19 protein-coding genes are annotated in these 22,108 nt (G+C 70.6%); 4 read left to right on the top strand and 15 right to left on the bottom strand.

What is annotated here, in order from left to right:
- The first annotated feature begins 55 nt into the window (after positions 1-55).
- Entirely contained in the window at positions 56-427 is a 372-nt protein-coding gene (locus tag ACZ7GX_RS08560) for a DUF3224 domain-containing protein (protein ID WP_498774328.1), read from the top strand.
- Complete coding sequence (locus tag ACZ7GX_RS08555; protein WP_498774326.1) at positions 420-1,463, top strand: DNA glycosylase AlkZ-like family protein; 1,044 nt, start codon at positions 420-422, stop codon at positions 1,461-1,463. Before ACZ7GX_RS08560 ends, ACZ7GX_RS08555 begins: the two co-directional genes overlap by 8 nt.
- 24 nt (positions 1,464-1,487) lie before the next feature.
- Here ACZ7GX_RS08555 and ACZ7GX_RS08550 read toward each other — a convergent pair whose 3' ends face one another.
- Both ACZ7GX_RS08550 and dapE read right to left on the bottom strand, forming a co-directional pair.
- On the bottom strand, positions 1,488-2,252 hold the full coding sequence (locus ACZ7GX_RS08550) for an LOG family protein (protein ID WP_498774324.1): 765 nt from the start codon (positions 2,250-2,252) through the stop codon (positions 1,488-1,490).
- 10 nt (positions 2,253-2,262) lie between these two features.
- Positions 2,263-3,336, bottom strand: a complete 1,074-nt coding sequence (gene dapE, locus ACZ7GX_RS08545) for a succinyl-diaminopimelate desuccinylase (RefSeq protein ID WP_498774322.1) — start codon at positions 3,334-3,336, stop codon at positions 2,263-2,265.
- Positions 3,337-3,361: 25 nt separating this feature from the next.
- Between dapE and dapD the strand changes: the two genes are divergently transcribed.
- On the top strand, positions 3,362-4,333 hold the full coding sequence (gene dapD, locus ACZ7GX_RS08540) for a 2,3,4,5-tetrahydropyridine-2,6-dicarboxylate N-succinyltransferase (protein WP_498774320.1): 972 nt from the start codon (positions 3,362-3,364) through the stop codon (positions 4,331-4,333).
- Between the two features lie 79 nt (positions 4,334-4,412).
- Here dapD and ACZ7GX_RS08535 read toward each other — a convergent pair whose 3' ends face one another.
- The 3 genes from ACZ7GX_RS08535 to fdxA all read right to left on the bottom strand — a co-directional run bounded on the left by ACZ7GX_RS08535 (position 4,413) and on the right by fdxA (position 8,496).
- Positions 4,413-6,974 carry a tetratricopeptide repeat protein gene (locus ACZ7GX_RS08535; RefSeq protein ID WP_498774318.1) on the bottom strand — a complete coding sequence of 854 codons (2,562 nt, stop codon included), beginning with the start codon at positions 6,972-6,974 and terminating at the stop codon, positions 4,413-4,415.
- 104 nt (positions 6,975-7,078) lie between these two features.
- Positions 7,079-8,173: a succinyldiaminopimelate transaminase gene (gene dapC, locus ACZ7GX_RS08530; protein ID WP_498774316.1), complete on the bottom strand. Its 1,095-nt coding sequence runs from the start codon at positions 8,171-8,173 to the stop codon at positions 7,079-7,081.
- Positions 8,170-8,496: a ferredoxin gene (gene fdxA / locus ACZ7GX_RS08525; protein WP_053716290.1), complete on the bottom strand. Its 327-nt coding sequence runs from the start codon at positions 8,494-8,496 to the stop codon at positions 8,170-8,172. The genes dapC and fdxA overlap by 4 nt, the downstream gene beginning before the upstream one ends.
- Before the next feature lie 146 nt (positions 8,497-8,642).
- Between fdxA and ACZ7GX_RS08520 the strand changes: the two genes are divergently transcribed.
- Positions 8,643-9,380 carry a GNAT family N-acetyltransferase gene (locus ACZ7GX_RS08520; RefSeq protein ID WP_498774314.1) on the top strand — a complete coding sequence of 246 codons (738 nt, stop codon included), beginning with the start codon at positions 8,643-8,645 and terminating at the stop codon, positions 9,378-9,380.
- On the opposite strand, the gene ACZ7GX_RS08515 is transcribed toward ACZ7GX_RS08520, so the two are convergent.
- The 10 genes from ACZ7GX_RS08515 to typA all read right to left on the bottom strand — a co-directional run bounded on the left by ACZ7GX_RS08515 (position 9,356) and on the right by typA (position 22,086).
- The gene (locus ACZ7GX_RS08515; protein WP_498774312.1) at positions 9,356-10,084 is read right to left on the bottom strand and encodes a hypothetical protein; all 729 of its coding nucleotides are present in this window, start codon (positions 10,082-10,084) and stop codon (positions 9,356-9,358) included. The genes ACZ7GX_RS08520 and ACZ7GX_RS08515 overlap by 25 nt on opposite strands.
- Positions 10,065-10,457, bottom strand: a complete 393-nt coding sequence (locus ACZ7GX_RS08510; protein ID WP_498774310.1) for a hypothetical protein — start codon at positions 10,455-10,457, stop codon at positions 10,065-10,067. The genes ACZ7GX_RS08515 and ACZ7GX_RS08510 overlap by 20 nt, the downstream gene beginning before the upstream one ends.
- Positions 10,454-11,293: an N-acetyl-1-D-myo-inositol-2-amino-2-deoxy-alpha-D-glucopyranoside deacetylase gene (gene mshB, locus ACZ7GX_RS08505; RefSeq protein WP_498774308.1), complete on the bottom strand. Its 840-nt coding sequence runs from the start codon at positions 11,291-11,293 to the stop codon at positions 10,454-10,456. Before mshB ends, ACZ7GX_RS08510 begins: the two co-directional genes overlap by 4 nt.
- A 70-nt stretch (positions 11,294-11,363) precedes the next feature.
- A complete protein-coding gene (locus tag ACZ7GX_RS08500; RefSeq protein ID WP_498774306.1) occupies positions 11,364-12,431 on the bottom strand; it encodes an ABC transporter ATP-binding protein in 1,068 nt (355 codons plus the stop codon).
- A complete protein-coding gene (locus ACZ7GX_RS08495) occupies positions 12,428-13,615 on the bottom strand; it encodes an ABC transporter ATP-binding protein (RefSeq protein ID WP_498774304.1) in 1,188 nt (395 codons plus the stop codon). Before ACZ7GX_RS08495 ends, ACZ7GX_RS08500 begins: the two co-directional genes overlap by 4 nt.
- Positions 13,612-14,565 carry an ABC transporter permease gene (locus ACZ7GX_RS08490; protein WP_498774302.1) on the bottom strand — a complete coding sequence of 318 codons (954 nt, stop codon included), beginning with the start codon at positions 14,563-14,565 and terminating at the stop codon, positions 13,612-13,614. The genes ACZ7GX_RS08495 and ACZ7GX_RS08490 overlap by 4 nt, the downstream gene beginning before the upstream one ends.
- A complete protein-coding gene (locus ACZ7GX_RS08485) occupies positions 14,558-15,556 on the bottom strand; it encodes an ABC transporter permease (RefSeq protein ID WP_498774644.1) in 999 nt (332 codons plus the stop codon). The genes ACZ7GX_RS08490 and ACZ7GX_RS08485 overlap by 8 nt, the downstream gene beginning before the upstream one ends.
- A gap of 154 nt (positions 15,557-15,710) precedes the next feature.
- Positions 15,711-17,531 (bottom strand): ABC transporter family substrate-binding protein, encoded by a 1,821-nt coding sequence (locus ACZ7GX_RS08480; protein WP_498774300.1) that lies wholly within the window; start codon positions 17,529-17,531, stop codon positions 15,711-15,713.
- A 291-nt stretch (positions 17,532-17,822) separates the two neighbouring features.
- Positions 17,823-19,610, bottom strand: a complete 1,788-nt coding sequence (locus ACZ7GX_RS08475) for an ABC transporter family substrate-binding protein (RefSeq protein ID WP_498774298.1) — start codon at positions 19,608-19,610, stop codon at positions 17,823-17,825.
- A 574-nt stretch (positions 19,611-20,184) separates the two neighbouring features.
- Positions 20,185-22,086, bottom strand: coding sequence for a translational GTPase TypA (typA, locus tag ACZ7GX_RS08470; RefSeq protein WP_498774296.1), 1,902 nt, complete (start codon positions 22,084-22,086; stop codon positions 20,185-20,187).
- Positions 22,087-22,108 lie beyond the last annotated feature (22 nt).

The raw sequence follows: 22,108 nt of genomic DNA, 5'->3' as shown, positions 1-22,108 counted from the left end.
TGGACGGGGGGGTAGCTGACAGCGGGTGACAGGATTTCCTGCGAGGATCACCCGCATGGAAGCGAAGGCGACGTTCAAGATCACCCGATGGGACCAGACCGTCTACGACGAGGCGGAGCCGCAGCTGGGCCGGGCGCTCGTGGACAAGGCGTACAGCGGCGCGATGGAGGGCACCAGCACCGCCGAGTTGACGATGTGCCAGCCGTCGGACGGCGCCGCCGGGTACGTGGGCACCGAGAGGTTCACCGGGACGGTTGAGGGGAAGGCTGGGACGTTCGTGCTCCAGCACGGCGCGATCATGTCGCCGGACGGGGCGCAGTTCTGGGGGCACATCGTGCCCGGGTCGGGGACCGGTGAGCTCGCCGGCATCTCCGGGACGGCCCGGTTGGAGCACGAGCTCATCATCCTGGACGCCGACCTTGGCTGACCGCGAACGGGTGATCGCGTACCGGGTCGCGGCGCACCAGTTCGACCGGTCCGTCGCCGACGCGTCCCGGTTGCGGGTGTTCGACCTCGGGCTCCAGGACTCCGAGCGGTCGGCGGTGGTGGGGTTGGCGGCGCGGTTGGCGACGGTGCCGGAGTTGGACGCGTTCACCCTCACGTGGAGCGTGCGGGGTGCGCCGCACTGGCACCGGACCGACGAGGTGGCGGCGTTGGCGGCTCGGTTGTGGCCGTTGAGCGACGCCGACGCGGTGACCCGGATGAACCGGCCGCCGGTGGCGGACGGGCTGGAGGTGCTGCACGAGGTCGCGGCGGCGTTGCGCGAGGTGGTGAGCGGGCCGATGACGAAGGGTGAGGCGTCGTCCCGGCTCACCGCGAAGGTGCGGCCGGAGGTCACCGCCTGGTGCCGGGGGTGCGACGCCACGCACGTGCTGGACCCGGTCTTTCGCCTCGCCGTGCTGCCCGCCGGCCTGCGGTTCGACCCGGCGGAGAGGACGGTGACGTTCGTGCCGCTGGAGGGCCGCCGCGAGGTGCCCCGGGCGAACGAGGGCTTCGAGGCGCTGATCGCGGACTACCTGCGGCTGCACGGTCCCGCCGGGCCGTCCGAGGTGGCGCACTACTTCGGCGCGCCGGTGCGCGAGGTGAAGGACGTGTGGCCGGACGACCTGGTGGCGGTGTCCAAGCGGGCGTGGTTGCCGGCCGATCGGATGGCGGCCTTCGAGAACCCGTCGGAGCCCGAGGTGGTGCGGTTGCTGCCGCCGTTGGACCCCTACCTGAACGCGCGCGACCGCGACCTGCTCGTGCCGGACAAGGCGCACCAGAAGCAGGTGTGGCGCATCCTGGGCCGCCGTGGCGCGCTGCTCGTGGACGGCGAGATCCTGGGCACCTGGCAGGCCAGGGCGACGGGCGCGCGGCTGGACGTCAAGGTGTCGCCGTTCGTGCCGCTGGACGTGGGGATGTTCGCGGAGGAGGCGACGCGGTTGGCCGCCGCACGAGGCCTGGAGGAGGCGCGCGTCAGCTGACGGGACGCGCGCGACCCCACCAGGTCAGTGCGCGTCCGCCCACGCCTTGTGCGCGTCGTTCACCACGCGCACCGCGTCGTCGATGTCGTCGGTCAGGTACAGCAGGTCGAGGTCCTTCTCGCCGACCTTGCCACTGGCCAGCACGGAGTCGCGGACCCAGTCGTAGAGGCCCTGCCAGTAGGCCTTGCCGAACAGGACCACCGGGAACTTGGTGACCTTCTTCGTCTGCACGAGCGTCAACGCCTCGAACAGCTCGTCGAGCGTGCCGAACCCGCCCGGCAGGCAGATGAACGCCTGCGAGTACTTGATGAACATGGTCTTGCGCACGAAGAAGTAGCGGAAGTTCACGCCGAGGTCGACCCACGGGTTCAGGCCCTGCTCGAACGGCAGCTCGATGCCGAGGCCGATGGAGAACCCGCCCGCCTCCGAGCAGCCCCGGTTGACCGCCTCCATCGCGCCCGGCCCGCCGCCGGTGATCACCGCGAACCCGGCCTCGGCCAGCGCGCCGCCCAGCTTGCGGCCCGTCTCGTACTCGGGGTGGTCGCGGCCGGTGCGGGCGGAGCCGAACACGGTCACCGCGCTGGGCACCTCGGCCAGCGCGCCGAAGCCCTCGACGAACTCCGCCTGGATGCGCAGCACGCGCCACGGGTCGGTGTGCACCCAGTCGCTCGGGCCGCGCGAGTCCAGCAGCCGTTGGTCCGTGGTGGTCAGCTCGTCGCGGCGTTCGCGCCGCAGGACGACCGGTCCGCGCTGCTTCTCCTTGGGGTGCTCGTCCACGCTGTCCGTCATTGGCCGGAGTCTAGCCGCGCGCCGGGCCGAGGAAGCGGCGCAGCACGTCGGCGCACTGCCGGATCTGGTGCACCGGGACGTTCTCCTGCTGCGTGTGCGCGAGCGTCGGGTCGCCCGGCCCGAAGTTCACCGCCGGCATGCCGAGGGCGGCGAAGCGGGCCACGTCGGTCCAGCCGAGCTTGGCGACGGGGGTGCCGCCGGCGGCGTCGACCAGCTCCTTCGTGGTCGGCGCGTTCAGGCCGGGCAGCGCGCCCGGCGAGCTGTCGGTGACCGTGAGGTCGTAGCCCTCGAACACCTCGCGCAGGTGCTGTTCGGCCTGCTCGGGGGTGCGGTCGGGGGCGAAGCGGTGGTTGACCGTGAGCACGGCCTCGTCCGGCACGACGTTGCCCGCGACGCCGCCGCTGATCTTCACGGCCTGCAGGCCCTCGCGGTACAGGCAGCCGTCGATCTCGACCTGGCGCGGCTCGTACGCGGCCAGGCGGTTCAGGGCGTCGCCGATGGCGTGGATGGCGTTCACGCCCATCCAGCCGCGCGCGGTGTGGGCGCGGACGCCCTTCGTGCGGAGCTCGACGCGGATCGTGCCCTGGCAGCCGGCCTCGATCACGCCGTTGGACGGCTCGCACACGATCGCGAGGTCGCCGTGCAGCCACTCGGGCAGCTCGCGCTCGATGCGGCCGAGGCCGTTGCGGACGGCCTCGATCTCCTCGCAGTCGTAGAAGATGAAGGTGAGGTCGTGGCGGGGGTCGGCGACCGTGGCGGCGAGGTGCAGCATGACCGCGTCGCCGCCCTTCATGTCGACGGTGCCGCAGCCGTGCAGGATGCCGTTCTCCAGGCGGGACGGCAGGTTGTCGTTGATCGGCACGGTGTCGAGGTGGCCGGCGAGCACGACGCGGGACGGGCGGCCGAGGTTCGTGCGGGCCAGCACGGCGTTGCCGGACCTGGTGACTTCGAGGGCGGTCTGGTCCTTGAGGGACCGTTCGACGAGGTCGGCGATCCGCGCTTCGTCCTCGGAGACGCTGGGCGTGTCGACCAGCGCGGCGGTCAGCTCGACGGGATCGGCGGCGAGGTGCAAGGTGTCGGCCACGCGGCGCACGTTACCGTTGACACCCGTGAGCACCGCAAACCCCACCGGCGCGTACGGCGTCGGACTCGCCACCGTCACCCCTACCGGCGCTGTGCTGGACACGTGGTTCCCGTCGCCGTCCCTCGGGGACGCGGAGCCCGGTGTGGCGCTGCTGTCGTCCGCGGAGGTCTCGGCCGCGCTCGGTGAGGCCGCCGCCAAGCAGCTCGGCGCGGACGCCGAGCGCGACGTCGAGGTCGTCGGCGTCCGGGTCGGCATCGGCTCGCTGGCCGACGCGCCCACCTCGACCTACGACGTGTGGCTCCGGCTGCACCTGCTGTCGTCGCGGCTCGTGCGGCCGCACGGCGCGAACCTGGACGGGCTGTTCGGGCTGCTCAACAACGTGGTGTGGACGAACTTCGGCCCGTGCGCGGTGGAGGGGTTCGAGCAGACCCGGCTGCGGCTGCGGGCGCGTGGTCCGGTGACCGTGTACGGGGTCGACAAGTTCCCCCGGATGGTGGACTACGTCGTGCCGTCCGGGGTGCGGATCGCGGACGCGGACCGCGTGCGCATGGGCGCGCACCTGGCGTCGGGCACGACCGTGATGCACGAGGGCTTCGTGAACTTCAACGCCGGCACGCTCGGCACGTCCATGGTGGAGGGCCGCATCTCGGCCGGTGTGGTCGTCGGTGACGGCTCGGACGTGGGCGGCGGCGCGTCGATCATGGGCACGTTGTCCGGTGGCGGCAAGCAGGTCATCTCGGTCGGGGAACGGTGCCTGATCGGCGCGAACGGCGGCGTGGGCATCTCGTTGGGCGACGACTGCGTGGTGGAGGCCGGCCTCTACATCACGGCGGGGACGAAGGTCACCGGCGCGGACGGCGCGGTCGTCAAGGCCGGTGAGCTGTCGGGCATGTCGAACCTGCTGTTCATCCGCGACTCGACCACTGGCGTCGTCAAGGTCCTGCCCCGCAAGGGCACGGGCATCGAGCTGAACGCCGCCCTGCACGCCAACGACTGACCCCGCGCGTCGGACCCCCGAGTTCGCGTTCAGGCGACCTGAGCGTCGAACTCGGGGGTCCTGAGCGTTCGACACGCGGTCAGTCGTCGGTGTGGAAGGCGACGAGTTTGACGTCCGAGAGGCGGACGTCCATGGTCTCGGTCACCTTCCGCAGCACGCGGCCCAGCAGCGGTGACGACCACAGCAGCCGTTGGACCCGCAGGCCGAGAGGCGTGAACTGCCAGCCGACAATCCTGGCGATCAACGGCGCCGACTGCTCGTCGATCAGGGGAACGACCCGCGCGATCGACGTCGACCCGCGCGCCACCCGCTCCAACCACGTGCGGGCCTCCTCGTAGCCGCGCCGGGCCAGGACCAGCACGGCCACGTGGTCGGCGCAGTGGTGGTGCCCCTGCTTGAACGCGCGCCTGAAGTGCTTCTCGGCCTCATCCAAGCGGCCGGTGACCTCGTAGAGGCGGGCGAGGTCGTGCGTCGACCGCAGGTCGTCGCCCCCCGCCAGCTCGACCAGCCACCGCTCCGCCTCGGCCCAGTCACGGCGGCGCACCGCTTCGCGCGCGAGCACCCGCTTGGCCTTGCGCGACCCGGCCGCCGCCTCGCCCTGGAGGATGTCCCAGGCCTCCCCCGCCTCGCCCGGCCGCTTGAGCAGGAGCATCGCCAGGTCCACCCGGGCGGCTTCGACGCCCCGCGCGACGGCCAGCCGGTACCACTCCAGCGCCTTCGCAGTGCTGCCCGTGCCGGCGTGGATCCGCCCGATGAACATCGCGTGCCGCTGGTAGGCCTCGTCGTCCGACGGCAGGTCGCGCAGCAGGGCGCGGGACGCGCGCCGGCGTCCCTCGTGCATCAGTATCTCGGCGAACGCCAACCTGCTGAACGGGTCGCCGTCACGCGCCGCTTCCTCGATCCGGGTCCGGGCGGTCGGCGACGCGCCCAGCTCGGCTTCGATGCCCACCAGGTGCCGCAGGCAGTCGCGGTTGCCCTGGTCGGCCGCGCGCGCCAACCAAAGCCGGGCCCGGGGCATGTCGTTCCGGCGCATCGCGTGGTGCCCCATCATGGACGCGACGTCCCGGTCGCCGAGCTTGAAGGCCTTCTCCGCGAGCCGGTCGGCCTTCCGCCAGTGCTTCGCCCGCAGCTCCCACACGGCCTCCCGGTGGTAGGCGAACGGGAAGTCGAGCGCCTGGCTCTCGCGCAGCAGCCGCAGGGCCTCCGCCCGGTCACCGCCGCGGCGCTCGTGGATCGCCAGGTTGTACAGGGCGTTGCCGGCGAGCGTCGGGTCGGGGCTGGTCGCCAGCCGGCGGCACAGCGGCACGAGGACGTCCACCCGCTCGTAGGCGATGGCGGCCCGCAGGACGTCGACCCGCTCGGCTTCCCCGGTCACCGCCCCCGCGAACTCCCACGCCTCGTCGCGGACGTCCTGGCGGCGGGCGTCCACCTCGTCGACCAGGTAGTCGAAGACCCGCAGACCCGTGTCCGCCGACCGCACCAGCGCGCTGGTGCCGTAGACCGCCTCGCACGCCCAGCGCAGCGCCTCGTGCAGGTCGTCGTCGGACCACTCGGGCTCGGTGGCGGGCCGGATCGCCCGGGCCACCGCGAACACGTCGGCGGTCGTGGGGACGCGGAGCCCGCAGCGCATCAGGTCGACCGCAGCCAGCACCAGGTGGTGCCCGCAAGGGTTGGCGGAGGCAGCGTCGTCGAAGCGGTCGACCAAGTCACGCGCCGCGGACAGGTACTCCGCCAGTCCCCGGTCCGCCAGCGCGGACGGTGGGACGTGGGGCAGCACCGCGGCCATCCGGTCGAGTTCGCCCTCGGTGAGCACCCGCTCCAGCGACCGGGACTCGGCCTGCCGGATGACCCGCCACTCCGGGCCGTCCTGCCCGTTGACCGGCGCGTAGACCCTCTTGGCGTTGTTGCGCATGGTGGCCACGACGCGGCAGGTGCCGGCGGTCAGGGCGGTGATGGTCTGCAACGAGACGCCACCGGCGCCCAGGTAGCGGTCCAGGTCGTCCAGCCACACCACGCAGTCGCCGAAGTCGACCCCCAAGGAGATCAGCTCGTCCAGCGAGCCCGGGGTGCGCGGCACGACCAGCGCCCGATCGGGGTGCGCGGCCCGGACCGCCTCGAACGCCGTCCGCGTCTTGCCCGCCTTCGACTCCCCGAGCAGCAGCGTGAAAGCGGACTCCTTCAGCAGCGCGACCAGCTTCTCATCCAGGTCACGCGGCACGTAAGCGGCCGCGCCACCGGCACCGGGCAGGTCGAGCGACCTGGTCACGCCCACCGCGGCGTGGTCGGTCACCTCGCGCACCGTCGGGCAGCGGCCGTCCACGAACAGGTGGATGTGCTCGCGCAAGCTCGTCCACTCGGCGCTCTCCCGCGCCCGCCGCTCGCGCCGCTCTTTGCGGGTCTCCCGCACCTGCACGCAGACGAACGTGAGCAGCGCGACGACCATGGCGCACGTGGCCGCGGCGGCGCTGACCTGGGGAGCCGACCCCGTCCACCCGTTGCCGAGGTCGGCCGGCGGCGCCTGCGTGAGCACGACGGCGGCGCCCGCCACGAACACCGCGGCGGCGGACCAGCGCCAGACGTGCTTGCCCGACCGCTCGTCACGGCGTAATCGGAGGCCCTGCTCCGTCGTTCTGCGTGCCACGCCCGTCCCGCCGTTCCGGTGACCCGCGGCACCGTTGTGCCGAGCGCCATCGACCTCACCATCGGGTGAGGCGGCGGGACGTTACGGCCGGGCGGAGGAGGCGGTCAGTCGCTCAGGCGGGCGATGGCCGTGGTGATGGCGGAGTCGGTGGCGGTCAGCGCGATGCGGACGTGCCGGTCGCCCGTCGGGCCGTAGAACGTGCCCGGGGCGGCCAGGACGCCGCGGTCCGCGAGCCAGCCGATGGTGTCCCAGGCGTTCTCGCCGTCACGGGTCGACCACAGGTAGAGGCCGGCCTCCGAGTGGTCGACGGTGAAGCCGGCCGCGGTCAGCGCGGGCAGCAGCACGGCACGCCGCGCCCGGTACCGCTCGCGCTGCTCGGCCACGTGCGCGTCATCGTTCATCGCCGCCGTGATCGCCGCCTGCACGGGCCGCGGCACGATCATCCCCGCGTGCTTGCGCACCTCGAGCAACGACGCCACCAGCGCCGGGTCGCCCGTCACGAACCCCGCCCGGTACCCGGCCAGGCTGGACGACTTCGACAACGAGTGCACGGCCAGCACGCCGTCCAACGATCCGCCGTTGACCGACGGCAGCAGCACGGACACCGGCTGCGCGTCCCACGCGAGCGCCAAGTAGCACTCGTCGGACGCGACGAGGGCCCCGACCGCCCGCGCGTCGGCCACGGCCTGCGCCAACTGGGCCTCCGACAGCACCCGACCGGTCGGGTTGGACGGCGAGTTCAGCCACACCAGCGACGTCCCGGGCGGCGGCGGCTCGCCGTCGGCCAGCCGCACGGGGGTGGCGCCCGCCAGCCGCGCGCCCACCTCGTAGGTCGGGTACGCCAACGCCGGGATGGCCACCACGTCGCCCGGCCCCAGGCCCAGCAACGTCGGCAGCCACGCCACCAGCTCCTTCGACCCGATGGTCGGCAGCACCGCCGCCGGGTCGAGCCCGACGACGCCGTGCCGCCGCGCCAGCGCGCCGACGACCGCCTCGCGCAACGCGGGCGTGCCGTGCGTGGTCGGGTAGCCCGGCTCGTCGGCCACCGTGCCGAGGGCGTGCCGGATCAGCTCCGGGACCGGGTCCACCGGGGTGCCGATGGACAGGTCGACCACGCCGCCGGGGTGCGTGCGCGCCTTGGCGGCGTGGTCGGCCAGCGAGTCCCAGGGGAAGTCCGGGAGCCTCCTGCTGGACGTCACTCGTGCGACGCCTGCGGGGGGAGAGCCTTGATGAACGCGGGGTCGGCGCTGACCTTGCCGACCTTGGAGGCGCCGCCGGGTGAGCCCAGCTCGTCGAAGAAGTCCACGTTCGCCTTCGTGTACTCCTTCCACTCGTCCGGCACGTCGTCCTCGTAGTAGATGGCCTCGACGGGGCACACCGGCTCGCAAGCACCACAGTCGACGCACTCATCCGGGTGGATGTAGAGCATCCGGTCGCCTTCGTAGATGCAGTCGACGGGGCACTCTTCGATGCACGCCTTGTCGAGCACGTCCACGCACGGCTGGGCGATCACATAGGTCACTGCGCTCTCCTGCTCTTGTTCTGGTCCACACCGCGCAAGCCGGAGAGTACGCGGCGGAGTCGATTGTCCAACGCGCAGGCTTGCCTTATCAGCACCGTGCTCCACCTCACAGACCGCCGCTCACCTGCGCGGTGCACGATGCGGGGGTGCAGCACGTCACCGAGTTGGAGCAACGGTGTGCCGACGCGTGGCCGGCGCTGGTCGACCGGCCGCTCGGGCAGTGGCGGCTCAGGGCCGCGGGCGGCTTCACCGGACGTGCCAACAGCGCCCTGACCACGGGTGATCCGGGGATCCCGGTCGCCGACGCGCTCGCCGAGGTGATCGACTTCGCGACCGCCAACGGCATCAAGCCGGCCGCCCACGTGGTGATCGGCGCACCCGCCGAGGCGGGCGTCGAAGCGGCCGGATGGCGGATCGACGTCGATCACCCGGGCGGCGCGGAATCGCTGGTGATGACCGGCTCGACGGCTGGGTTCGCCACCCCGAAGGAAGCCGACGTGGTCATTTCGGACTTCCCGTCTCCCGGATGGTGGGAGCTGGCCGCGCAACCCGACCCGACCCCCGCGCAACGGCACGTGCTGGCGTCCGGCGGACAGGTCGGTTTCGGCGCGGTCGTCGGGGACGGCCGGGTGCTCGCCGCCGTGCGCGGCGCCGTCGTCGGCGACCTGCTCCACGTGGCGCGGCTCGCCGTCCGCCCCGAGGCGCGCCGGCTCGGCCTGGCACGGCGGCTGATGGGCGGCCTGGCGGCCTGGGGCGTCGACCGCGGCGCGACGACGTGCGCGCTCCAGGTGGCCGAGCACAACAAGCCCGCGATCACGCTCTACGAGTCGCTGGGCTGCGTCGAGCACCACCGCTACCGCTACTGGGTGTCGAACCACGCGTAGGCGGCCTTGCGGACCCGTTTCAACGCCGAGCGCTCGCCGAAGTAGTCGCCCACCACGCCGACGACCGGCAGCATGCCCAGCGCCTGGTGGTACAGCCGGCCCTGCGGGCGCTTGTCCAGCTCGTCCTCCAGCTTCCAGAGGACCTTGGCGAGCTTCCAGATCGTCGCGCCGATCGCCCGGAACGTGGACCGCTCCCGCAGCTCCTCGGTCAGCACGGCGGTCTGCTCGTCCTCCTTGGCCGAGTCGACCGGCAGCCCGTCGACCTCCCGCTGGAACAGCACGTGCGCGAGCAGCCGCACGCGGTCCTCGGTCGAGGTGAACCCGTGCTCGCCCGCGATCGCCGACAGCAGCAGCCCCTGCCCCGCCGCGCCCAGCGCCGACTGGATCGGCAGCCGGTCGGCCAGCACGCCGCCGATGCCGGGCAGCGCGGCCACCAGCGACACCACCCGGCCGACCCGGTTGAGCCAGAACTCGTCGCGCTGGAGCACGTCCATGCGCGTCCACGCGGCCGTGCCCGGCACCTTCACCGCGGCCAGCTGGTCCCAGAGCTTGTCGACGAGCTTGCGGTCGGCGTCGCGCTCCGCCTCGCGGTCGCGCAGGCCGAGCAGGTTCGCGTCGCGCAGGGTGTCCAGCAGCGGACCGGTGGCCCGCACGAACGGGCGCAGGGCCCGCACCACGTCCCGGTCAGTGATCGTCTCCGGCACCGGCCGTCCTCCCCATGTGCGCGCCCACCGCGATGGCGCCCGGCAGCGCGCCCCCGGCGAACAGCACCAGGGTGCGCCAGTCTTCGAGGAGTACCACGTCACCGCCCGGGCCGAACAGGCCGAACAGCAGCAACGTGCCGATCCACACCAGCAGCGGCGACACGGCGGCCAACGTGCGGTGCGCGTGCCGCGAGGCGGCGACGACCAGCATCGGCGTGGTCACGATCGCGAGCACCACCGTGATCGGGAACGGCAGGTCGTCCACCCGCGGCAGCAGCGTGCCGTCCAACCGCATCGGCAGGAAGAACAGCTCGAGCACCGCGAGCGCGAACGCCGCGAGCGCGATCCCGACGAGAGCCAGGCGATCGGTCAATCGAGCCCTCCGAACAGGTCGGCCTCCGCGCCCTCCGCGGGCCCTTTGGCCAGCACGTAGTGCTCGGCCTGCACTACGGGCTGCGCGATGCCGTTGGACAGCGCGTAGGCGGCCCGGCCCGAGCCGTCCTGCCACACGCTGATCTGCGTGGAGTGCGCGCGCAACGCCCTGAGCTTCGCGACCAGGTGCTCGGAGATGTCGATCGTGGTGGTGATCGCGGCGTCGTCGGTGACCGCCAGCTCGCCCTCGGCGGGCAGCCGCCACGGCAGGTCGGGGATCTCCGCCAGCGCCGCCGCGCCCGCCTCGGTCGCGGCGCGGGAGGTCACCGCGTGGAAGACCCGGTCGACGTCCGTCGCCGCCGCCATGGTGATCTCGTGCGCCCGGATGTGGTCGGGGTGCCCGTAGCCGCCGAAGGCGTCGTAGGTGACGACGACCTGCGGCTTCACCGACGCGATGATCTCCGCCAGGGCGGCGGCCTGCTCGTCGGGGGAGCCGTTGACGAACGCGCGCGGGTGCCCGTTCGCCTCGACGCCCGCCATCCCGGAGTCCCGCCAGCGGCCGATGCCGCCGAGGAACCGGTGGTCGGTCACGCCGAGCGCCGCGCAGGCGGATCTCAGTTCCGCGACCCGGTACCCGCCGAGCTGATCGGCGGCGTCCGCGGTCAGCTCCTGGAGCGCCGGCGGGATGATCTCGCCCTCCTCGCCGAGGGTGCAGGTGACCACGGTGACGTGCACGCCCATCGCCGAGTAGCGGGCGATGGTGCCCCCCGTCCACAGGCTCTCGTCGTCGGGGTGTGCGTGTACCAGCAGCAACCGTGGTGGAGCGGTGAGCGTCACCGGAAGAGAGTAATCGGTGGGGAACCGCCGCTGCTCCGCAGGCGGCGGAGCAGCGGCGGGGACCTCTGGCTCAGCCGCCGAAGGCGGGCGCCACCTCGGCGAAGTGGCACGCCGAGAGCGTGCCCTCGGCGTCGCCGCGCCGTTCCAGCTTGGGCTCCTCGACGGCGCAGATGTCCTGCGCCTTCCAGCACCGGGTGCGGAAGCGGCAGCCCGACGGCGGGTTCACCGGCGACGGCACGTCACCGGTGAGCACGATCCGCTGACGCCCGCGTTCCAGCTTCGGGTTCGGCACCGGCACCGCGGACAGCAGCGCCTGCGTGTACGGGTGCATCGGCCGGGCGTAGATGTCCTCCCGGTCGCCGATCTCGATGATCTTGCCGAGGTACATCACGGCGACCCGGTCGGAGATGTGCCGCACGACCGACAGGTCGTGCGCCACGAACAGGTACGCCAGGCCCAAGCGCTCCTGCAGCTCCTCCAGCAGGTTCACCACGCCCGCCTGCACCGACACGTCCAGCGCGGACACCGGCTCGTCCAGCACCACGAGCTTCGGGTTGAGCGCGAGCGCCCGGGCGATGCCGATGCGCTGGCGCTGGCCGCCGGAGAACTCGTGCGCGTACCGGTTGCGGTGCTCCGGGTTCAGACCCACCAGCTCCATGAGCTCGTTGACCCGGCCCTGCACGTCCGTGCCGCTGCCCTCGGGCATGCCGTGGATCTTGAACGGCTCGGAGATCAGCTCGTTGATCTGCCAGCGCGGGTTCAGCGACGCGTACGGGTCCTGGAACACGATCTGCATGTCCCGGCGCACGGACCGCAGGCCCTTGCCCCGCAACGTGGTCAGCTCGCGGCCCTCGAACTTCACCGAGCCCGACGTCGGCTTGTGCAGCTGCAGGATCGCCCGACCGGTGGTGGACTTGCCGCAGCCGGACTCGCCGACCAGGCCCAGCGTCTCGCCCTGGTGCAGCGCGAAGCTGACGCCGGACACCGCCTGGACCTGCCCCACCGTGCGCGGGATGATGCCACCGCCGCGCACCGGGAACGACTTGACCAGGTCCTTGACCTCCAGCAGCGGTGACTCGCCCGGACGTGCGCCGGACTCGAGGCCACCGGCCTGGGCGTTGATCTCTGTCGAGGTCATGAGGTCGGCTTCTCCTCTTCGTGCAACCGAGCTTCGACCACGTCGACGTCCTCGCTCACCGGGATGTCCGGGTTCGCCATGGTCAGCGACGCGGGGTTCTCGACCACGCCGATCTCGTCGTGGGCGAACAGCCGCTGCGGGTTCTCGATGGTCGCCAGGTGCGCGGAGCGGTGGCACCGCGCGAAGTGGCCGGCCCGGTCGGTCTCCAGCAGCAGCGGCTCGGTCTCGCGGCACTCGTCGATCGCCAACGGGCAGCGCGGCGAGAACGAGCAGCCGCGCGGCAGGTTCATCAGCGACGGCGGGGCGCCCTTGATCGGCGTGAGCCGCTTGCCCAGCATGTTCGGGTTCGGGATCGAGCCGAGCAGGCCGACGGTGTACGGCATCCGCTGGGCCTCGAAGACCTCGTCCACGGCGCCCTGCTCGACGACCGTGCCGCCGTACATGACCTGCACGCGGTCCACCATGCCCGCCACCACGCCCAGGTCGTGCGTGATGACCATGATGCCCGCGCTCGTCTCGTCCCGGATGCGCAGCAGCGTGTCCAGGATCTGCGCCTGCACGGTCACGTCCAGCGCCGTGGTCGGCTCGTCCGCGATGATCACGTCCGGGTCGTTGATGATCGCCATCGCGATCATCGCGCGCTGCCGCATGCCGCCGGAGAACTCGTGCGGGTACTGCGCGGCGCGGCGGTCCGGCTGCGGGATGCCCACGAGCTCCAGCGCCTCGACGGCCTTGGCCCAGGCGGCCTTCTTCGACACGTCGTGGTGCGCCCGGTGCGCCTCGGCGAGCTGCCAGCCCACCGTGTAGACCGGGTTCATCGAGGTCATCGGGTCCTGGAAGATCATCGAGACGCCGTTGCCGCGTACCGGCTGCATCTCCTTGTAGTTCAGGCCGACGAGCTCGCGGTCCTTGAACTTGATCGACCCGCCGATCTTCGCGGTCTTGGGCAGCAGGCCCATGATCGCCATCGACGACACCGACTTGCCGGAACCCGACTCGCCCACGATGCCCAGCACCTCGCCGGGGCCGAGGGTGAACGACACGTCGCGCACGGCGTGCACGGTGCCGTCGTCGGTCGGGAAGTCCACCGACAGGTTCTCGACTCGCAGCAGCTTCTCACCGCTCCCGGCGGTGCTCTGCCACGCCGAGGACTCCGGTGCGCCCATCACGTCCACCTCACTCATGCCTTCACCCTCTTCTGCCTCGGGTCGAAGGCGTCCCGGAGCCCGTCGCCGATGAAGTTCACCGACAGCGAGATGAGCACGATGAAGGCGAACGGGATGAAGAACAACCACGGGTGCAGCGTCAGCTCGTTCTTGTTCAGGCTGATCATCAGCCCGAGCGAGGTGTCCGGCGGCTGCACGCCGAGGCCGATGAACGACAGCGCGGCCTCCAGCAGCACCGCCTGGGCCACCGCCAGCGTGGCGTTCACGATGATCACGTCGACGGTGTTGGGCAGGATGTGCCGGAAGACGATCCGCGAGGTGGACGCGCCCAGCGCGCGGGCCGCCTCGACGAACTCCTTCTCCCGCAACGACAGCACCATGCCGCGGATCACCCGGGCGATCGACAGCCAGCCGATCAGGCCGAGGTACAGCGCCACGATGAGCCAGTTGCTGCCGCTGCCGCCCGCGACGGAGAGCACGAAGCTGTTGCGCACCAGCACGGCCGCGATCACGAACGCGGGGATGACCAGCAGCAGGTCGATGAACCGGCTGATCAGGCTGTCGACCCAGCCGCGCATGTACCCGGCGAGCGCGCCGAGCACGACGCCGATCACCGTGGACACCAGGGCGACGACGATCGCGATCTGCAACGAGAACTGCGAGCCGCGGATGATCAGCGCGACCATGTCGCCGCCGAGCCGGTCGGTGCCGAACGGGTGGTCGCCGCTGGGCGGCAGGTACCGCTGGAAGCCCAGGTCGGTGTAGGAGTACTTCCAGATCAGCCCGCCCAGGAAGGCGAACAGCACGAGCACGACGAACAACGCGAGGCCGACGACGGCGGCGCGGTGTCGCAGGAAGCGGCGCAGGATGACCTGCCACTGCTTGCGGGCCGAGGTGGTGTCGAACTGACTTGCCTCGGCCGAGGTGGGCGTTGGAGCCTGCGCCACAGGCGAACCGATCTCAGTCAAGGCGAATCCTCGGGTCCAGGTAGGCGTAAAGGACATCCGCGATCAGGTTGAACACGATGATGAACACCGCGGTCACCATCATGAAGCCGAGCACCTGGTATGGCTCTTTCTTCGTGATCGCGTCGATCAGGAACTTGCCCATGCCGGACCAGCCGAACACGGTCTCGGTGATCACCGCGCCGCCGAAGCCGGCGCCGATGTTCAGCGACGAGACGGTGATGATCGGGATCAGGGCGTTGCGGAACGCGTGCCGGAAGATCGACCGCCCCTGCGAGATGCCCTTCGCCTGCGCGGTGCGCACGTAGTCGGCGTTCAGCGTCTCCAGCATGGACGCGCGCTGGAACCGGCTGTACAGCGCGAACTGGATCACCACGAGGCAGATCGTCGGCAGGATGTAGGCACCGCTGTACTGGAACACCTGCTCGCCGAAGCTGCCCTTGAAGCCGTCACCCGGCGGTCCCGCGGTGATGATCCACCGGTCCCCGCCGATCGACTCCAGCCAGTTGTTGAGCTGGATGCCGCCCGCCTTCAGGATGAGGGCGACGCAGAAGAGCGGCATCGAGAACATCGCGAACGCTATTCCGGTCGCCGTGTAGTCGAATATCGAGTACTGTCTGACCGCGCCGATCACGCCGATCGCCATGCCGAGGATCAACGCGATCAACTCGGCCGCGACGATCAGGCGCAGGGTGACGGTGAAGGCCTTGAACAGGTCGTCCTTGACCGGCTTGCCGGCGTTGCCGGGGACGACGGACTCGCCCCAGTCGCCGGTGACGAACTTGCCGGCCCAGTCGACGTAGCGCTCGACGAACGGCTTGTTGTAGCCCGTGCGCTCGTAGGCGAGGGCGATTTCAGCCGGGGTCCGCGGCTTCTGGAGCTTCCACTCGTCCAGGGGATCGCCCATCGCGGCGGTGAGTCCGAAGCAGAGGAACGAGGCGGCGATCAGCAGCGGAATCGCGATCAACAACCGCCGGATTATGTAACGGAACATGACAAGTCTCTTGTCTTCCCAGGCAGGCCAGCCGCCTGCGACAGCCGGCGATCCCACCCACCGGAACGCGGACACCGTCCGGGGGGTCGGTGCGGTCTGCACCGACCCCCCGGGCCGGACTCATCTTCTACAACTCAAGCGAACCGCGCCGAACCTACTTCTTCTGCCACGCGAACAGGTTCCACGTGACACCGCCGCCGACGCCGACGTAGGCGATCGGGCCGATGTTCGCGTCACTCGCCGCGAAGTCCGGCAGCTGGAACAGCGGGATGCTGTGCAGGTCGTCCCGCATCAGCTTGTCGACCTCGTTCATCATGGTGAGGCGCTTGGCGTAGTCGAGCTCGCCGTTGGCGGCCTTCCACTTCTCGTCGACCTGCTTGTTCGAGTAGAGGTTGTAGTTGCCCGAGCCGCCCGCGTCCTTCGACGCGTAGTTGCCGTAGGCGCCGGCCTTCAGGGGCTGGCCGACCCACGCGAACAGCGCCGCGTCGAACTCGCTCGCGGTGAGCCGCTTGGAGTTGAAGTCGTCAGCCTGGTCCTGGATGATCTCGATACCGGCCTGCTTGCACTTGTCCTGCAGGATGCGGACCGTGTCGGCACGACGCTGGACGATCTTGTGGCCCAGCTTGAACGACGCGCGGAACTCGCCCTTGGCGTAGATGCCGTCGGCGCCCTGCTTCCAGCCGGCGTCCTCGAGGGTCTTCTTGGCCGCGGCCACGTCACCCTTGCCGAGGTCGCTGTAGTGGTCCTCGTAGCCGACCTCGTTGGGCATCATCACGAGGCTGCCCAGCGGGGTGGCGTTCGGGTCGACGTCCTTGATCAGCTTGTCGACCAGGCCCTGGTTGTCGAAGCACTGCCCGATCGCCAGCCGCAGTTCCTTGTTGTTCTTGAACAGGGGCAGCGACATGTTGAAGTCGACGTGCTCGAAGGTCTGGCCACCGGCCGCGAAGACGGTGAACGCGCTGTCGCCGCGCAGCTGCTGGGCGACCGCCGGGTCGGCCTGCGGCGCGATCACGGCGACTTCCTTGTTCTGCAGCTGCTGGGTCGCCGACTGCGAGTCGGTGTTGGTCTTCAGGATGACCCGCGCCGGGCCACCGGGGTTGCCCCACCACTTCGGGTTACGGACCAGGACCGTCTGGTCCTTCAGGTCCGTCGACTCGATCATGTAGGCGCTGCCGGACAGCGAGAAGTCCTTGTTGAAGCCGCGCCAGCCCTTGGTGAAGAACTCGGCCGCCTTCTTGACCTGCTCGTCGTTCTGCTCCGGCGTGACCTTCATGATGTCGGCGATGCCGGTCTGCTTCTCCAGGACGTGCGCCGGGAGGAGCCCGTCGCTACCGGGGGTGGAGAAGATGCCGCGGTAGTCGGCGTACGGCTTGTCCTTGAAGAAGGAGGTCTTGACGGTCTTGTCGTTGTCCGAGCACTCGATCTTCTCGATGTTCTCGTACCCGGTCGGCGTGGCGTCCCAGATCGAGACCTCGGTGCCGTCGTCGCCCTTGATGGTGGCCTTGCTCGTCGCGGCCAGCCACTTCAGGTAGAAGTCGTCGCAGTCGATCTGCTCGCCGTCGGACCAGACCGCCTCCTTCCGCACCTTCCACTCGATGACCTGCGGGTCGCTCGAGACGACCTTGATCGACTCCATCAGGTCGCCGTCGACCTTGATGACCAGCTTGCCGTCGACGAAGTCGGTGAAGTAGGGCGAGGGGATCACATTCGACAACGCGATCGTGTTGGCGAAGCTGTTCGACGCACCGATGTAGTTCTGGTAGTCGTCGAAGCCCTCTTCGACGGCGATGGCGATCTCGCCGATGTCGTCAACCTTCGGGCGCTGGAACACCTCGTCCTGCGCGCCGATCTTGCCTGGGTCGGCGTTCTGCTGGCCGCCCTGATCGCCGCTCGTCCCGCCGCCACCGCACGCGCTCAGCGCGAGCGTGGCCGAGGTCAGCAGCGCGAGCGCCGAGACAGCCTTTGATCTCCTCATCGACACGTGCCCTCCTAGCACTGGGTTGGAGCGACCGTTTGGGCCGACTTCCACCCATAACCGTGATGTGCCAAACGCGCCCCGAACCGACACACCGTTGCAGCACGATAAGAACCAGTGCGCGGCACGGTCACTGCCCATCGGCCGATCGTGACCAAAGGGTGACACGTTGGTCGCAGCACGCGACTCCGTCGTTACCGGGCGGGAGCGTTCGTTAACCGGACGACGGGAATACTGTCAATACTGCACCGCGAACGCATCTTGAAGCCAGTGTTTCGTCCGGGTCAACGGTCAACGGCCTTGCCGTCGCCAGGTCCGCGCGGTGCTCAGCGGACCGGCGAACGGAGCACCGGCGGTGACGCCTTCGGCCTCCGGCAGGACCACCAGCAGGTCTGCTACCTGGAACAACGGCAGCGAGACCGCCTGCTGCCAGAGCACCGGCTCGATGGTCTTGAGGGCGTCGGCGAGCAGCACCTGCCCGCTGAGGGCCTGTTCGATCACCGGCTGGACCGCCTGGTCGCAGAAACCGGACAGATTCGCCGGAATGGGTGTACCGCCGTCCTCGGGTGACGGACGGCACCCGAATGTGGATGCCAGAACGGCCGCGGAATCGCCGGCGTCGACCTGGGGCACGACGGCAATGTCGACGGGCTCATTGGAAGCGGCGGTATCCGACAGATCTTGGCCGAACAACTGATTGGGCGGCGTTGTCAGGACGCGTGCGGCGATTCCGGACAATGACAGTTGACGTTGAACCCGGTTGGCGACGGTCACGTACGGCTCGATCCCGGCCGGTGCGGCGATGGTCAACTCGAAGGGCTTGCCGTCACGCCCCCACTGCCCACCCTCCGGTCGGGTGTAACCCGCTTCGGTGAGCAGTAGCGCCGGGTCACCGGCCTTGGCGGGCATGGTCGGGGTGTAGCCGGGCTTGCTCGGCGGGATCACCTGGGCGTCCGCGCGGAGGTTCGCGCTGGGCCCGCTGCGGGTGCCGGCGGCGATCAGGTCGTCGCGGTCGAGCAGGTTCATCACCGCGGTGCGGACGCGGAGGTCCTGCATTCGTGGCGAGGCGGGTCGGAAGAGGAGTTGGACGACTTCCGGGCGCGGGACGACGACGCTCGCGAGTGACGTGGTCTTGGCCAGTTCGTCGATGTCCTTGACCGCGATGGCGTCCGCGCGGATGAGGGCGACCTGGTCGTCGCCGGTGTTCAACGCCTCGACCGTGTCGTGCTGGGTGGCGCGGCGCAGGATCACCCGGTCGAGGGCGGGCGGCGCCTCCCAGAAGCGGTCGCTGCGCTCGAGGATGATCTCGCCGCGCGGCTGGTCCAGCGTGCGGACCGCGAACGGCCCCGCCGTGGCCGGGAAGCTGTCCGCGAGCGCCGCGCTCCACCCGCCGGGCGCGTCTTTCAGCAGGTGGGCGGGCAGCAGGTTGCGGAACAGGCTGCGCCAACCGGGGTAGGGCTTGGTGAACACGACCTCGACTACCTTGCCGCCCTCACGGCTGGCGATGTCGTCGATGAGCCGGTACCCGGCGGGGTCGATCACCCCGGGCTCCTCCCGCATGCGCTGCCAGAGGTACACGAAGTCCTCGGCCGCGATGGGCGCCGAGTCCGACCAGCTGGCATCACGGCGCAACGCGTACGTGACCGTGTACGGCTCCGCGCTGGTCACCTCGGCGCTCACCACGAGGTCCAGGTCGAGCCGCGGGCTGCCGTCCGCGTCGGTTCGGAAGGTCGAGGGCAGCAGCAACGCGGCCAGCGCCGTCGTGACCGTGCTCTGGCCCGCCAGCGTGTGCGGGTTGTAGCCGCCCTTGACGTCGTCCATGCCGACGACGACCTCGTTCTGCTTCTCCTTCGGGACCACCGTCATGCCGGGCGTCGACGGCACCAGGGGCGGCGGCGGTGTAGCCGTGCAACCCGTCGCGACCAGCGCGAGCGCAGCCAGAACCGCAAGAACCCTCCGCGTCCCCATGGGTACGAGCGTGCCAGACGACGCTGACAGTTGACGCCCAACCCCACCACTCCCCGACCGCGATCTCCCCCACTCCCACCCGCCAAACCCCCGCCACTCCCCACCCCTCACCGCGCGGGGTCCCACATCCGGGGCCGCAGGTCGGGGTCCGCAGGTCGGGGGCCCGGCGGGCTCGCGGTCCGACGGCCTGTCGGGTCGGCGGTCGGCGGGTCCGCAGGTCGGGCGGTCCGGCAGTTCGACGGGCTCGCGGTCCAGAGGGCTCGCGGTCCGGCGGGTCCGAGGTCCGGCAGGTCCGAGGTCCGGCAGGTCCGAGGTCCGGCAAGCCCGGGGCCGGCAAGCCCGGGGTCCGGCAAGCCCGGGGCCCGGCAGGTCCAAGGTCCGGCAAGTCCGGGGCCCGGTGGGCCGGTGGGGCCCGGCGGCGGGCGGGCTGTGGGGGTGGCAGGTGGGGGTGGGGGAAGCCGGTGGGTTTGGGAGGCGGGGTGGGTGGGGTGGTCGGGGTCGGGGCGGTCGGTCGGTTTCCTCATGTTCCAACCGAGGGGCGGTAACGGTGTTACCGTACATTTTTGGCCTATGTTCACCCGATCGTGTTTGGTGGCCACGGGTGGACGTTGGGGAATGCAGACGGGCACCCCTGGCCGAAGCCGGAGGTGCCCGTCGAGCAGACCCTATATATAAGGTGTAGCGGTCAGCCCCGCAACTTGTTGCGGCTGCGCTCGCGGCCCCGCTGGTTCGCGTCCAGGATCACCTTGCGCACCCGCACGACCTCCGGCGCGACCTCGACGCACTCGTCGGGGGCGCAGAACTCGAGCGCCTCCTCCAACGACAGCTTCCGCGGCCGGGCCAGGGTCTCCATCACGTCGGCGGTCGACGTGCGCATGTTCGTCAGCTTCTTCTCACGGCAGACGTTGACGTCCAAGTCCTCCGCGCGCGGGTTCTCGCCGACGACCATGCCCTCGTACGCCTCGGCGCCGGGCTCGACGAAGAACGTGCCCCGGTCCGCCAGCTGGATCATCGCGTACGCGGTGATCTGGCCCGACCGGTCGGCGACGAGCGAGCCGTTGTGCCTGGTCCGGATCTCGCCGGCCCACGGCGCGTAGCCCTCGGACACCGCGTTCGCGATGCCGGTGCCGCGCGTCTCGGTGAGGAACTCGGTGCGGAAGCCGATCAAGCCGCGCGACGGCACGACGTACTCCAGCTTGATCCGCCCGGAACCGTGGCCGGACATGTTCTCCATCCGGCCCTTGCGGTTGGCCAGCAGCTGGGTGATGGCGCCCAGGTGCTCCTCCGGCGCGTCGATCGTCAACCGCTCGAACGGCTCGTGCAGCTTGCCGTCGACGGTCTTGGTGACCACCTGCGGCTTGCCGACGGTCAGCTCGAAGCCTTCCCGCTTCATCTGCTCGACGAGGATGGCCAGCGCCAGCTCACCGCGGCCCTGCACCTCCCACGTGTCCGGGCGCTCGGTGGGCAGCACGCGCACCGACACGTTGCCGACCAGCTCCGAGTCCAACCGGGCCTTGAGCACCCGCGCGGTCAGCTTGGTGCCGCCCCCGCGGCCGGCCAGCGGCGAGGTGTTGACGCCGATGGTCATCGAGATCGCGGGCTCGTCCACCGTGATGCGCGGCAGCGGCTCGGGGTTGTCCACGTCGGCGAGCGTGTCGCCGATGGTGATGTCCGGGATGCCGGCGATGGCGACCAGGTCACCGGCCCGCGCCTGCTCGGCGGGCACGCGGTCCAGCGCCTCGGTGATCAGCAGCTCGGTGATGCGGACCTTCTGGATCGTGCCGTCCTCGCGGCACCAGGCCACCGTCTCGCCCTTGCGGATGGTGCCCGCCTCGATCCGGCACAGCGCGATGCGGCCGAGGAACGACGACGCGTCGAGGTTCGTCACCAGCGCGCGCAGCGGCGCGTCGGAGTCGCCCAGCGGGGCCGGGATGTGCTTGAACAGGACCTCGAACAGCACGTCGAGGTTCTCCTCGTCGGGCAGGCCGCCGTCCTCGGGCTGGTTGAGCGAGGCCCGGCCGGCGCGCGCCGAGGCGTAGACGACCGGCAGGTCGAGCACCGAGTCGTCGGCGCCGACCTCGCTGGCCAGGTCGAGCAGCAGGTCGTGGGCTTCCTCGACGACCTCGGAGATCCGGGCGTCGGGGCGGTCGACCTTGTTGACCACCAGGATCACCGGAAGACCGGCGGCCAGCGTCTTGCGCAGCACGAACCGGGTCTGCGGCAGCGGGCCTTCGGAGGCGTCGACGAGCAGCACGACGCCGTCGACCATGGAGAGGCCGCGTTCGACCTCGCCGCCGAAGTCGGCGTGCCCCGGGGTGTCGACCACGTTGATGGTGACGGGACCGTCGGGCGTGTGGCGGCGCACGGCGGTGTTCTTGGCCAGGATCGTGATGCCCTTCTCACGCTCCAGCTCGCCGGAGTCCATGACCCGGTCGACGAGCTCGGCACGTTCGGAGAAGGCCCCGGACTGGCGGAGCATGGCGTCGACGAGGGTCGTCTTGCCGTGGTCAACGTGCGCGACGATCGCGACGTTGCGCAGGTCGTTGCGGACCAGCGTTTCCTTGATCGACGCGGTGGCCGTGGGCACGCGGAACTCCTAGAGCTGTCTG

The organism is Actinosynnema sp. NPDC037264, assembly GCF_055603705.1.
The sequence above is the reverse complement of the archived record's forward strand: the minus strand, read 5'-3'. Positions and strand labels throughout refer to the sequence as shown.

Coding starts and splice junctions, on each gene's coding strand:
- ACZ7GX_RS08560 (WP_498774328.1), top strand. CDS start 56: ATGGAAGCGAAGGCGACGTTCAAGATCACCCGATGGGACCAGACCGTC.
- ACZ7GX_RS08550 (WP_498774324.1), bottom strand. CDS start 2,252: ATGACGGACAGCGTGGACGAGCACCCCAAGGAGAAGCAGCGCGGACCG.
- ACZ7GX_RS08485 (WP_498774644.1), bottom strand. CDS start 15,556: ATGTTCCGTTACATAATCCGGCGGTTGTTGATCGCGATTCCGCTGCTG.
- ACZ7GX_RS08500 (WP_498774306.1), bottom strand. CDS start 12,431: ATGACCTCGACAGAGATCAACGCCCAGGCCGGTGGCCTCGAGTCCGGC.
- ACZ7GX_RS08495 (WP_498774304.1), bottom strand. CDS start 13,615: ATGAGTGAGGTGGACGTGATGGGCGCACCGGAGTCCTCGGCGTGGCAG.
- ACZ7GX_RS08480 (WP_498774300.1), bottom strand. CDS start 17,531: ATGAGGAGATCAAAGGCTGTCTCGGCGCTCGCGCTGCTGACCTCGGCC.